The following is a 12,678-nucleotide window of genomic DNA, read 5'->3' as shown; positions in this document are numbered from 1 at the left end:
ACGCCCCCATAACCGCCAGTGACCTGTGCGACATCACCCGGGGCCTGCAGGAAGCTGCCGCCGCTACCAACCAGCTGATTGCCCAACAGTACATCAAGCTGTTCGACCAGTTCTTCGACTACGATGCCCAGGCGCTGGGCACCCCCATGAAGGCCAAGATGGTCGAAGTGGCGATGGACGATCAGCACACCATGCAGGTGCCGTTGATTGCCCTGGTTTCACCGCGGGGACTGGCACTGGAGCGCATGCAGGTCGATCTGTCGGTGAGAATCCAGAACACTGAAACCACCCCGGCCAGCGAGGACCTGCAGCGCGAGCGCTTCTACGTGACCGTCGGCGGGCAAAACAAGCGCAGCGGTGATGCCCGCGACCCTGATGAGGTGCAGATCCGCATGCAGTTTCAGGCTTGTGACCCGCCTGAAGCCCTCAACCGTCTGATCGAGGAATACACCAACCTGATCAGCCCGCGGCGCCTGCCTGACCCACCTCCGCCCCCGGCCGACAGCAACGAATTCATCGAAGCGGCGACCGTGCGCGGTGGGTAACGATCAGAAATCGCGCTTGTAAAAAATATCCAGTGAACTTGCCAGGCCACTGGCAGCCTCCAGATAGACCTTCTTGCTCAGTTTGTAGCGCAGCGCAACCGTATTCACCGGTTCAAACACGCCTACCCCGTAGCGCAGGCTCAGCCGTTCGGTCAGGTTGCCACTGGCGACCACGCTGGTACTGTTACCGCTGCCCTGGGTATCGAGCTGGAAATCATCGATACCCAGGCTTGATGCCAGGCTGCCGGTAACCCCTGCACTGGTAGCCAGGCCCAGGCCCAGCGCCGCTTCGGCGAGCATGTTGTTGTCTTCACCGGTAGTGCCCAGCGGACGCCCCAGCACCAGGTACGAAAGCGCCTGCTCCTGGCTCATGGCCGGCTCCGAGAACACTTGGGTTGTGGGCTGTTCTGCACTGCCGCTGAGGCGGATACCGGCAATCACATCATCGGTCTGGCGAATGGCTTCGATGTCCAGGTACGGCTGATCGATAGGACCGGCAAACAGCAACCGCGCGCGGCGGATGGTCAGGCGCTGACCGTACGCCCGGTAACGGCCATCGGTCAGGCTCAGCTCCCCGCGCGTATCCAGGTCATCGCCGATGTGCACATGCCCAAGCAAATTGGCCGTCAGCCCGAAACCGCTGAACGACAGCTTGTCTTTGCCCACCTCGACATCGATGTCCATGGCAATCGCCATCGGCGCCTTGCCCTCTTCGGTCTGATGGCCGACGATGACCGTGTCATCAGACACCTTGACCGTGGAAGGCGGCAATTCACGTACGATGATCTCGCCCCGGGGCACCAGCACCTTGCCGGAAACCGCCAGCTTGTCATTTTCAAGGGTAATCTTCAGGTCCGGCGCGACCTCAAGGTTTGCATAAGGCTCGACGGTGACCGGGAGCTGCTGCCCTTGCAGTTGCAAATCGACCGCCAGTACCTGCCCCCAGCCGATCTGGCCACTCAGGCTGCCCTGTCCGGCCTTACCGCTTTTCCAGGCACCATTGAGCTGCACGTGCTCACCAGCGATCAACGCCTGTACAGTCAGCGCCTCGAGGCTGATCGGCAGCTCCGCGCCAGCGACTTCACCCCCACTCAGGTTGAGGCTGCCGTTGACTTGCGGCGCCAGCAAGGTACCAGACAATGTTCCACTGCCATTCAGTTGCCCGGCCAGGCGCTCGACCATCGGTGCAAATGGACGGGCGATGCCGATGTCCAGCCCGGTCAGGCGGAAGTCACCGCTCAGCGGCTTGTTGCGCGCCACCGGATCAAGCCGGGTGACCAGCGCCAGCTCGCCCAGGCGGTCACCACGAAAATTCAGGCGGGTGTCAATCCGGCGTGGGGCCAGATTGCTTTCCAGGCGCAGGGTCTGGTACGGGAAATCGAGCCATTGGCCCTTTTCGCGCATGCGCAACGTGCCACCACTGGCGTCTACCACAATGGTGCCTTTAGGGCCGCTAGCCGGCACATCGAGATTGATGTCGGCATTGAGCAGCCCTTGCCAGGCAAAGTCATTGGGTAGCCACTGGGCCAGGCTTTGCAACGGGAATTGCTTGAGGTGGTAACGCAAGCGCGGTTCCGGCGCCAGTCGCTGGTCCTCACCGCACAGGCTGGCCTCGCCGGAACGCCAGCAGTGCGCGCCAAAGTCCAGTTGGCCGCTGGCCAGGCGCTGCAGTTTGGCCGGAGCCTGCAAGCGCCAGTCCTGGCCGCCTGCCTGAATCTGCCCGGTGGCCAGGCGCCCGCGCCAATTGCCCTTGTCCAGTTGCCCGTCCAGGCCAAGGTCGAGCTTGAGCTGCGGCCCGTCCAGGGCCAGCTCCAGCTGTTGCTGACGTATGTCACCACGCCCCTTGGCGCTGAGCACACCGAGATTGGTATCGCCTAGCTGAATGCCGCTTGCCTGCAGTTCGATCAACGCGCGCTGGGCATTGTCCAGTTTGGCGTCCAAAGACAAGCGCTGCACGTGATTGTCCGCCTGGGCCAGTCGTTGGCCGTTCAAGACCAGTGTGCCTTGCGGCGCGCTCAAGGTGCCGGCTACGTCCAGCGTACCGGCGAGCTGACCCTGTAACTGCGGCCATAGCTGGCCGAGACGGGGCAAATTGAGTTCGAGCTTGCCCGCCAGCCGTTGCTGCATGCTGCCGCTACCCTGGATGTGATTGTCACCCAGACGGATATCCAGAGTGCCCAGCGTCCAGTTCTGCCCCGCGCCCTGGGCGACCGCCTTGAAGACAGCGCTCTGACCACGCAGGCGCCCCTTCAGGTCAAGGTCGGCATCCAGGCGCAGTTCGCCGTTTTTCATCTGTCCCTTGCTGCGCAGTGGCCCCGCCAGGGTGCCCGGCAGTTCGGCGAGCCAGTAGGCCGGGTTCAGCGCTGACAGCTCGAGCGCGGCATCCCAGGCCACGCCTTCGGCAAACTGCACACCGACACTGCCGGCAAGCTTGCCCTGGCCAGCAGTGAGCGCCAGTTGCGGCAAGCTAACCTGCTGCAAATCACCCTTGAACGGGCTACTCAGGCTGAACGCGCCAGCGGGGCCGTCCAGGTCGCCTTTGAACTCACCGCTATAGTTGCCGTCGCGGTACTGCACCTGGGCATTGAAACGGCGCAAGGTCACCTGGGGTGCTTGCTCCAGCGGGTACAACCGCAGCCATGGGAAATCCAGCCAGTCCAGGGTCGCATCGGCACTCAAGCCTTGTTGCCAATCGGCATTGGCCGTCAGCTTGAGGTGCTGGTCCGCACCAGCGGCGAGATCCAGAGCGCTCAACTGGGCCCCTTTGGCATCAACCTTTCCCTGCAGGCTCAAGGCTACCGGCCCTTGCTCTGCCGGCAGGCTGGCCGTACCCAGCAATCGATAGCCGTTCTTCAAATCGCCCTTGGCATTGAGTTCAAGGTCATTCAGTTGCAGGGTATCCGGCAGATCGGCGCCGGGTTTGAAGGCCTTGGCGCTGATCTGCAGGGTGGCCGGCAGTTGCTCGGCCAATGCTTGCACTTCCCCGTTCAACCGGGCGTTCAGGTAACCGCTGCTGTCAGCGCTGAGCGTGAGGCTTTTTTGCAGTTGGCCATCAACCTTTACCGACAGTTGCCAGTCCTGCCCATCGACCTTCGGCAGCTGTATCTGCCCCTGAACCTGCAACGGCCAATCGCCTTCTGGTCGCAGCAGCCCATGCAGGTTTACCTGCAGGTCATCTCGCTGCAGCGCGAGACTGTCGATCTGCATACCCGCAACAGTCCAGTGCGCCGACAGCTGCAACTGGCTCAGTTGCTCGTTGCCATCCAGGCGCAGGTGACCGATTTGAACGTCACCCAGCTTGATTGCCACGGGCAGCTTCAATGCTGGCAACTGCAAGGGCCCGGCGTCAGGTGTGGACTCACCCGGGGCAAACGCGAGATTGACCTGCTCGGCCTGCAATCGGTCGATACACAGCGTCATGCCCAGCAGACAAGCGGGTGACCAGGCAAACACCGGCTTGACCAGTTCTACCCGATCGCCGCCCTGCTCCCATAACACACGGTCGGCGTGCCACTGGCCCGCCAGCCGCCCCTGAAATTGCTCAAGCTGCAAGCCTGGCACCAGTCCCAGGGCCCAGCGGCTGCCCGCCTGGGTTCCAAGTACCAGGCCCAGTGCAAGCAGGACCAACAGCAGCAGTGCCAGCACACCGAGCAGGATGTTTCTGAAAACGCGGCTCACAGTTCCGGCCCCATGGAGAAGTGCAAACGGAAACCGCCGTCGTCATCCAGCGCGTGGGCCAGATCCAGTCGCAGCGGCCCAACAGGTGAGACCCAGCGCACGCCAATACCGACACCGGTCTTGAGGCTGGGCAGTTCCAGGTTGTTGAACGAGTTACCTTGGTCGACAAAGGTCGCCACCCGCCACTTGTCTACAATCTGGTACTGATACTCGGCACTGCCTGCTACCAGGTAGCGGCCGCCGATGCGGTCACCGTCGGAGTTTTTCGGCGACAGGCTCTGATAGTCGTAGCCCCGCACACTCTGGTCGCCACCGGCAAAGAAGCGCAGCGACGGCGGCAGGGAACTTTGATAGTCGTTGGTGGCGCTTCCGCCAAATTGAATACGCCCCAGAAAACGGTGGTTGTGCGCCAGGGTGGTCAAACCCTTGAGCACGACATTGCCATGCAACAGGTTGGTATCCGATACCAGCCCTTCTTTGGCGGCCTGAAGATCGAACTGCAGGCGGTAGCCGTTGTGCGGGTCGATGCGGTTGTCACTGCGCAGGTACGAATAGCTGACACCCGGCATCAACAGGTTGCTCAGGCCCGAGTCATCGCCCAGGCGGTATTCCTCTCGCTGGTACTTGAGCGATATCACCCGCTGCCAGCCGCTGGGCAGTTTGCTGTGCCATTCCGGGCCGACGGTGAGCAGCTTGCTCAAGGTGTCGGTGCCGGCGATTTCTTCGTTCTGGTAGCCCCCGGCAAAGCGCAATTTGTCGGTCAGCGGCGGATCGAGGGGAATGTCGTACCACAGCCCGACGTTCTGGCGCGGCGCCGACAATTCGGTTTCCCAGCCATAGCTATGACCTTGCGGGTTGACCCAGTGGCGCGTCCAGTTGGCCTTGCCACGCGGGCCGACGTCGGTCGAAAAACCCAGACCCAGGCCCATGGTCCGGGGTTTGCGGGTGCTCAACTGAACCGCCACGGGAATGCGCTGCTCGACGGCAGCCGTGGGCGCAGCATCAACCCGCACGCCTTCGAAATAGCCACTGGACTGCAGGGCGTTGTTGAGTTCGGCGATCAGTTCGGAATCGTAGGGGGTGTCGGCCTTGAAAGGCACCATGCGCTGCAGCAGGGTTTCGTCAAACGGCGTATCGCCGGCAAAGCTGACCGCGCCCAGGCGATAACGCGGGCCACTGTCATAGATGAGTTCGATATCGGCCACACCGGCCTGTGGATCGACGGCCAGGCGCTGGCGCACAAAACGCCCGCTGAAAAAGCCGTAACGCGCTGCCTGGTTCTGGATCAGGCGTTTGGCGTCTTCGTAATGACCGTGATTGAGCACTTCCCCTGAGCGCAGCGCCTTGCTGTCGGGCAGGCGAAATGCCTTCATCTCGCTGGCGGGACCGTCGATACGAATGGTCACATCGCGCAAGTGCACCGGCTCGCCAGGGTCAATGCTGAGCACCAGTTGCGGCTCTTTATCGCCTTTGGCCGGTTTGACTTCGCTGTCGATCCGCGCCTGGTAGTAACCCAGCGCCTGGGCGGCTTTGCGCGCCTGCTCCATGGCACCGCGGCTAAAGCGCAGCAAAGCCTCTTCATCGCGTTTTCCAAGGTTGCCGATGTAGCCTTCGACATTGGCCTTGAGTTCTTTATTGGCAGGTTTGATCCGTACCACCAGCTCGCTTTGCGCATACGCGGCAACGCTGGCAAACAACAGAATCAAACCGCAGGTGAATCGTCCTGAATACGTCATAGGCGCGGATGCTACCAGAGCTTGGCGCCAGCATGGAGTCCGAGGCTCTCCCGCCTGCTATGCAGGCACGGCCGATGCACGTTGAGATGACTGGGGATTGGGATGAAAGAACACATGCTCTCGCACCGGCCCTACAGCAATTTCACCAATTTCCTGGTAGCCCTGGCGCTGGTAAAAGGCCAGGTAGTGTTCATTGCCGGTATCGAGCACAACGCCTTGCGAATGCTCGTCTTCGGCACACCAGTCGTGAACGGCTTGTAACAATTGTTCACCATAGTGCTTGCCCTGAAACTGCGGATGAATGCCCAGCAGCGGCAGGATGTGCACCGCATCACCCGGCAGGCAGGCCATCAGTGCCGCCTGATAATCAAGGTAGCGCCGGGTGCAGCGAAAACCGGTACTGAGCACCATGCGCATGCGCCAGGCCCAGCTGTCGGTCACGCCCAGGCGACGCTGCGGCGGCGCGATCAGGGCGATGCCGATCAGCCGGTCGTCGAGCAACAACCCAAGTGCCGGCAACTCCTGAAAGAAATGCTGTTTGACCCGCTCACGCACCGTCGCGCGGATGCGCTGGTCAAAGCCCGGCCGCTGCGCCTCGAACAGAAAGGCATAGGTCGGCTCGTGGCGATAGGCGTGGTACAACAGGGAACGTGCTTCGCGGCTGTACCCCCCGTCGAGCAGACGGATCTGAGCCACAGCAGCAGTTGATTCGGTCATCGGGCAGACCTCCGCAAAAGGGCATTCATTGCCTTTGAGGTAGACGTTGCGCCGACGTTCACCCCGAGCACCACGTTAGCAGCCTATCGGTTGCAGCGCCACGCTGGCCGCCGCCGCCGTTGTCGGCTAGCATCCTGGGTTTTACCAGGATTGTGTTTCCCATGAAGATCGTCTCGTTCAACATCAATGGCCTGCGCGCCCGGCCCCATCAGTTGGCGGCGTTGATCGACAAACATCAGCCGGATGTCATCGGCCTGCAGGAAACCAAAGTCAGCGACGAGCAGTTCCCGCTGGCCGAAGTCCAGGCACTGGGCTATCACGTACATTTTCATGGCCAGAAAGGTCACTACGGGGTTGCCCTGCTGTCGCGCCAGGCGCCACTGAGCCTGCACAAGGGTTTCAGCACGGATGATGAAGATGCCCAGCGCCGTTTTATCTGGGGCACCTTCGCCGATGCCGACGGCACGCCGATCACCATCATGAACGGCTACTTCCCTCAAGGCGAAAGTCGCGACCACCCGACCAAATTCCCGGCCAAACAGCGCTTCTACAGCGACCTGCAGGCTTTGCTGGAAACCCAGTTCAAGAACGACCAGCCGCTGCTGGTGATGGGCGATGTCAACATTTCGCCAGAAGACTGTGACATCGGTATCGGCGCGGACAACGCCAAACGCTGGCTGAAGACCGGAAAATGCAGCTTCCTGCCCGAAGAACGCGAGTGGATGGCCCGCCTTAAAAACTGGGGCCTGGTCGACAGTTTCCGCCACCTGCACCCTGAGGTCGCCGACCGCTTCAGCTGGTTCGACTACCGCAGCCGTGGCTTTGAAGACGAGCCCAAGCGCGGCCTGCGTATCGACCTGATCATGGCCTCCCAGGCGCTGCTACCGCGCATCAAGGCGGCGGGCGTCGACTATGACCTGCGCAGCATGGAAAAGCCTTCGGACCATGCGCCGATCTGGCTGGAGTTGGCGTAACGCTTGATAAAGCTGAGGGCAGGCAGATGACTGTCATCTTGCAGTCATCTAACCGTCTTAATCTGCGGCACATCCTTTGCCTGAAGAGTGTCTGCCGGCATGTTCCGCCCCCTCAGCCTGCTCCTGCTGTGCCTGATTCCCCTCCTTGCCCGCGCTGCGCCTGAAGATCAGGCGCAACTGCGCATCCAGGGCTCGAACACCATCGGAGCGTCCCTGGCGCCGGCACTGGTCAAAGGTCTGCTGGAGTTCCAGGGCGCCCGCAAGATTTCGATTGAAGCCACCGCGACGGCCAACGAAATCCAGGTGCGTGCCCAGGCCCCGGACGGCCAGCCCCTGCGTTTCGATATCGCGGCCCACGGTTCAAGCACAGGGTTTGCCGCACTCAAGTCCGGCCAGGCAGAACTGGCGGCGGCCTCTCGCCCGATCAAAACCAGTGAGTTGAGCGAACTGCAGGCACTGGGCGACCTCAACAGTGCCGCAGCCGAACATATCATCGGCCTGGACGGCGTCGCCGTCATCGTTCACCCCGACAACCCGCTGCCGCAATTGAGCACCCAGCAGCTGGCACAGATATTTGCCGGGCAGATTACCTCCTGGGAGACGCTGGGCCTGGGCAGCGGCCCCATTCACCTGTACGCCCGCGACGATCGCTCGGGCACCTTCGAAACCTTCAAGGCGTTGGTGCTGGATGCTGCAGGCCAGCGCCTGGCCCCCTCGGCACAGCGTTTCGAGTCGGGTGAACAACTGGCCGCTCATGTGCGCGCAGACCGCCAGGCCATCGGCTTCAGCAGCCTGGCTTCGGTACATGGCGCCAAGGTCCTGGCAATCGCCGACGGCGCTTCCAGGCCGATGCTGCCCAGCCCGGCCCTGGTCGCCAGCGAAGACTACCCCTTGTCACGGCGCTTGTACTTCTACCTGCCCCCCAGCCAGAACAATCCGTGGGCCCGCGCCCTGGTGGAGTTTGCCCAGAGCGCCAAAGGCCAGGCCATCGTCACGGGCAACGGGTTTGTCGGGCAGCAGGTTCACGCACTCAAAGTCCCGCCCGCAGAGGGCATGCCCAAGCCTTACCAGGCGCTGGTGCGCGATGCCCAGCGCCTGTCGGTGAACTTTCGTTTTCAGGAAGGCAACGCCAGCCTGGACAACAAGGCGCTGCGCGATGTGCAGCGCGTAGCGGAGTTTCTGCGACGCAATGACAAGCTCGAACACGGTGCCGTGCTGGTCGGCTTTGGCGATGCCAAGCATGATCCGCAGCGCGCCGCCCTGCTCTCGCGCCTGCGCGCCATGGCGGTGCGTCGGGAGCTGGCTAAAGAAGGGGTGACGTTGCGCGAAGTCATCGGCCTGGGCGATGAACTGCCGGTGGCCACCAACCTTGCAGAAGAAGGCCGCATCCGTAATCGGCGTGTCGAGGTGTGGGTCTATTGAGGGTTGCGCAACCATTTGTTACAGGCCCGTCCCCACGCCCCCTCGGATCGCAACTACGCTTTAATACGTGACGCCGGGCCCCTCTGACGGCTGCCAAGCCGCCATGTCGGAGTCACTGTTGCTACAGCAACGACGACAATTACGGAGGGGCGCATGGCGACTCTAGAGGCATTTCTCGAAAACGACTTTCTCGGCACCAGCGCCTGGTTCTGGCTGGCATTCATTGGCATTGTCCTGTTCCTGCTGTTCCTGGACCTGGGCGTGCTGCACCGCAAGGCCCACGAAATTGAAATGCGCGAAAGCCTGCTGCTTTACACCGGGTATTTCAGTGTCGGGGTACTGTTTGGCGGCTGGGTCTGGCTGGAACTGGGGACGCAACGTGCCCTGGAATTCTACACCGGCTTTCTGGTCGAGCAGTCGTTGTCCATGGACAACGTCTTTGTGATGGCAATGATCTTCAGTTACTTCGCCATCCCCCGCCTGTACCAGCACCGGGTGCTGTTCTGGGGCATCCTTGGCGTGGTGGTGTTGCGCGCGATCATGATCGGCATCGGCAGCACGCTGGTCCAGGAGTTTGCCTGGATACTCTATGTGTTCGGGGCCTTCCTGCTGCTGACCGGGATAAAAATGCTGTTTACCCGCGAAGAGGCCCACCCGGACCTTGGCAACAACCCGGTACTGAAGTTCGTACGCCGCCATATGCGCGTTACCGACGATTTGCACGGCCCGCATTTTTTTGTCCGGCTCAAAGCTGCCGGGCAGCACAAGGCGGTGCTGTACGCCACCCCCCTGTTCCTGGCGCTGGTGCTGATCGAGCTGGCCGACCTGGTGTTCGCCGTCGACAGCGTCCCCGCCATCTTCGCCATCCCCCAGGACCCGTTCATCGTCTACACCTCGAACATCTTTGCAATCCTTGGCCTGCGCGCGCTGTATTTTGCCCTCGCGGCGCTGATGCACCGCTTTGTCTATCTCAAGTACGCGCTGGCACTGGTGCTGATTTTCATCGGCTGCAAGATCTTCTACCACGGCCTGATCGGTGCGGTGCCTGCCCTGCTTTCGCTGGGCGTGACCATGGCGTTGCTGTCGGGTGGCGTGGTGTTGTCACTGCTGAAAACCCGCGACCAGCCGCCCCAGCCGGTCAATTCCCACAGCCACAAATGATTCAGGCCCGCATGAGCGGGCCTGAACGGTGAAGCGCGTCGGTCAATGACCGCTACGCAGCATCTCCTTGGGGACGTACTTGCCGATTTCATACTTGCCGATCGCTGCCCGGTGCACTTCATCCGGGCCGTCGGCCAGGCGCAGGGTCCGCTGCATGGCGTACATGTAGGCCAGCGGGAAGTCACCACTGACGCCGGCGCCGCCATGAATCTGGATCGCCCGGTCGATGACCTTCAATGCTACGTTCGGCGCCACGACCTTGATCTGCGCGATCTCGCTGCGCGCCACCTTGTTACCCACGGTGTCCATCATGTAGGCGGCCTTGAGCGTCAGCAGCCGGGCCATGTCGATTTCCATGCGCGAGTCGGCGATCTTGTCGACGTTACCGCCCAAACGCGCCAGTGGCCGGCCAAACGCGGTGCGCTCTACCGAACGTTTGCACATCAGCTCCAGGGCACGCTCGGCCATGCCGATCGAGCGCATACAGTGGTGAATCCGGCCCGGGCCAAGCCGCCCTTGAGCGATTTCAAATCCACGCCCTTCGCCAAGCAACACGTTTTCGTACGGCACGCGCACATTCTCGAACAGCACTTCGGCATGACCATGTGGCGCATCGTCGTAGCCGAAGACCGGTAGCGGCCGAACGATTTTTACCCCCGGAGTGTCGGTGGGCACGAGGATCATCGAATGCTGCTGGTGACGCGGGCCGTCCGGGTTGCTCAGCCCCATGAAGATCATGATCTTGCAGCGCGGATCGCAGGCGCCGGAAGTCCACCACTTGCGGCCGTTGATCACCCACTCGTCACCGTCGCGCTCCGCCCGCGCCGCCATGTTGGTGGCATCGGACGACGCCACGTCCGGTTCGGTCATGGCAAACGCCGAGCGAATATCGCCACGCAGCAATGGCTCCAGCCACTGACGCTTTTGCGCCTCGCTGCCATAACGCACCAGCACTTCCATGTTGCCGGTGTCCGGCGCCGAGCAGTTGAAGGGCTCTGGCCCCAACAGCGAACGGCCCATGATTTCGGCCAGCGGTGCATATTCGAGGTTGCTCAGCCCGGCCCCCAGCTCCGACTCGGGCAGGAACAGGTTCCACAACCCTTCAGCCTTGGCCTTGTTCTTCAGTTCTTCCATGATCGCGGTCGGCTGCCAACGGTCGCCCTCGGCAACCTGTTGCTCGAACACCGCCTCGGCGGGATAGACATAAGCGTCCATAAACGCCGTGACACGTTCGCGCAACGCCTGGACCTTGGGTGAATAGGCGAAATCCATGGGCAGTACCTTCAGTGGAAAGGGGATCTGGTAAAGAGCCTAGATCAGCCAGCAAAATCCACCTAGTCTATTCTCGGCGTGTATAAACATTCATAACCAATATATGATCCACCCATAACACCAACAAGAGCAGCGCCCATGAACCTGAGCAAGGTCGACCTGAATCTGTTCATCGTCTTCGATGCCATCTACACCGAAGCCAACCTGACGCGCGCCGGGCAGATCGTCGGCATTACCCAGCCAGCAGTCTCCAATGCCCTGGCGCGGCTGCGTGAAACCTTCAACGATCCGTTGTTCGTGCGTACCGCCCAGGGCATGGTGCCAACACCGATGGCGCAGAACATCATCGGCCCGGTGCGCAACGCGCTGTCGCTGCTACGCGTATCGGTCCAGGAAAGCCGGATTTTCACCCCGCTGCAGGCGAACAAGACCTTCCGTATCAGCATGACCGACCTCACCGAAGCTGTGATTCTCCCGCCCCTGTTCCAACGCCTGCGGCGGCTGGCGCCGGCGGTGATCATCGAGAGTTTTCTGTGCAAACGCCGCGAGACCACCAAGGAACTGGCGGCCGGGCGACTGGATTTTGCCGTGGATGCACCGCTGAACACCGACCCTCAGGTGCGCCATGTCAAATTGATGCAGGACCAGTACGTGTGCGCCATGCGCCAGGGCCACCCACTGGCCAAAGACAAACTCAGCCTCGACGACTACCTGGGCCTGACCCACATTCATATCTCCAGCCGGCGCAACGGGCTGGGCTATGTCGACCTGGCGCTGGGCAAGATGGGGGTGCAACGCAAGATCGCCCTGCGCTCCCAGCACTACTTGATGGCTTCGCAAGTACTGCAGCAGACCGACATGGTCATGACTGTGCCGGAGCGATTCGCCCGCCGCCATCAACTCAACTACCTGAGCCTGCCGGTCAACGACGTACCGCCCCTGGAAACTCACCTGTACTGGCACGAAAGCACCGACCAGGATCCGGCCAATCGCTGGATGCGCGAGCAGATCATCGAATTGTGCCAGGCAGTGGTGGCACACGATGAGCGCACGAGCAAAGCCACGGCCTAAACGCTCTGCCGCGGGATGGCCAATGGCGTCCCGCGCAACGTTGGCCAATCCTTGCTTGACGTATACGTCAACCTGCCAGTAGGTTAGCTCATGCCCTTTTCC

General features: G+C 61.7%; 9 protein-coding genes. 5 read left to right on the top strand and 4 right to left on the bottom strand.

From position 1 onward, the window contains the following. Nucleotides 1-8 precede the first annotated feature (8 nt). The gene (locus tag I5S59_RS10890) at nucleotides 9-545 is read left to right on the top strand and encodes a DUF2589 domain-containing protein (RefSeq protein WP_197876665.1); all 537 of its coding nucleotides are present in this window, start codon (nucleotides 9-11) and stop codon (nucleotides 543-545) included. Nucleotides 546-548: 3 nt separating this feature from the next. On the opposite strand, the gene I5S59_RS10885 is transcribed toward I5S59_RS10890, so the two are convergent. The 3 genes from I5S59_RS10885 to I5S59_RS10875 are packed head-to-tail and all read right to left on the bottom strand — an operon-like array spanning nucleotide 549 to nucleotide 6,676. Beyond that, nucleotides 549-4,223, bottom strand: a complete 3,675-nt coding sequence (locus I5S59_RS10885; RefSeq protein WP_197876610.1) for a translocation/assembly module TamB domain-containing protein — start codon at nucleotides 4,221-4,223, stop codon at nucleotides 549-551. Beyond that, nucleotides 4,220-5,959 (bottom strand): autotransporter assembly complex protein TamA, encoded by a 1,740-nt coding sequence (locus I5S59_RS10880; protein ID WP_197876609.1) that lies wholly within the window; start codon nucleotides 5,957-5,959, stop codon nucleotides 4,220-4,222. Before I5S59_RS10880 ends, I5S59_RS10885 begins: the two co-directional genes overlap by 4 nt. 57 nt (nucleotides 5,960-6,016) lie before the next feature. Beyond that, a complete protein-coding gene (locus tag I5S59_RS10875; RefSeq protein WP_197876608.1) occupies nucleotides 6,017-6,676 on the bottom strand; it encodes a GNAT family N-acetyltransferase in 660 nt (219 codons plus the stop codon). 161 nt (nucleotides 6,677-6,837) lie between these two features. Here I5S59_RS10875 and xthA point away from each other — a divergent pair, with 161 nt between their 5' ends. The 3 genes from xthA (at nucleotide 6,838) to I5S59_RS10860 (ending at nucleotide 10,233) form a co-directional block, all read left to right on the top strand. Then, entirely contained in the window at nucleotides 6,838-7,650 is an 813-nt protein-coding gene (gene xthA / locus I5S59_RS10870) for an exodeoxyribonuclease III (protein WP_197876607.1), read from the top strand. Between the two features lie 99 nt (nucleotides 7,651-7,749). Further along, entirely contained in the window at nucleotides 7,750-9,072 is a 1,323-nt protein-coding gene (locus I5S59_RS10865) for a substrate-binding domain-containing protein (protein ID WP_197876606.1), read from the top strand. Between the two features lie 153 nt (nucleotides 9,073-9,225). Then, on the top strand, nucleotides 9,226-10,233 hold the full coding sequence (locus I5S59_RS10860) for a TerC family protein (protein WP_197876605.1): 1,008 nt from the start codon (nucleotides 9,226-9,228) through the stop codon (nucleotides 10,231-10,233). 42 nt (nucleotides 10,234-10,275) lie between these two features. Here the strand turns inward: I5S59_RS10860 and I5S59_RS10855 are convergent, their stop codons facing one another. Further along, on the bottom strand, nucleotides 10,276-11,505 hold the full coding sequence (locus tag I5S59_RS10855; RefSeq protein WP_197876604.1) for an acyl-CoA dehydrogenase: 1,230 nt from the start codon (nucleotides 11,503-11,505) through the stop codon (nucleotides 10,276-10,278). Between the two features lie 138 nt (nucleotides 11,506-11,643). Between I5S59_RS10855 and I5S59_RS10850 the strand changes: the two genes are divergently transcribed. Continuing rightward, nucleotides 11,644-12,576 (top strand): LysR family transcriptional regulator, encoded by a 933-nt coding sequence (locus I5S59_RS10850; RefSeq protein WP_197876603.1) that lies wholly within the window; start codon nucleotides 11,644-11,646, stop codon nucleotides 12,574-12,576. Nucleotides 12,577-12,678 lie beyond the last annotated feature (102 nt).

The sequence above is a fragment of the Pseudomonas alkylphenolica genome (genome assembly GCF_016009175.1).
Lineage (GTDB): Bacteria > Pseudomonadota > Gammaproteobacteria > Pseudomonadales > Pseudomonadaceae > Aquipseudomonas > Aquipseudomonas alkylphenolica_B.
This window is presented reverse-complemented; position numbering and strand designations above follow the sequence as displayed.

Excerpts from the sequence above, each read along its gene's own strand:
- I5S59_RS10880 (WP_197876609.1), bottom strand. The coding sequence starts at position 5,959 with ATGACGTATTCAGGACGATTCACCTGCGGTTTGATTCTGTTGTTTGCC.
- I5S59_RS10875 (WP_197876608.1), bottom strand. The coding sequence starts at position 6,676 with ATGACCGAATCAACTGCTGCTGTGGCTCAGATCCGTCTGCTCGACGGG.
- xthA (WP_197876607.1), top strand. The coding sequence starts at position 6,838 with ATGAAGATCGTCTCGTTCAACATCAATGGCCTGCGCGCCCGGCCCCAT.
- I5S59_RS10865 (WP_197876606.1), top strand. The coding sequence starts at position 7,750 with ATGTTCCGCCCCCTCAGCCTGCTCCTGCTGTGCCTGATTCCCCTCCTT.
- I5S59_RS10860 (WP_197876605.1), top strand. The coding sequence starts at position 9,226 with ATGGCGACTCTAGAGGCATTTCTCGAAAACGACTTTCTCGGCACCAGC.
- I5S59_RS10855 (WP_197876604.1), bottom strand. The coding sequence starts at position 11,505 with ATGGATTTCGCCTATTCACCCAAGGTCCAGGCGTTGCGCGAACGTGTC.
- I5S59_RS10850 (WP_197876603.1), top strand. The coding sequence starts at position 11,644 with ATGAACCTGAGCAAGGTCGACCTGAATCTGTTCATCGTCTTCGATGCC.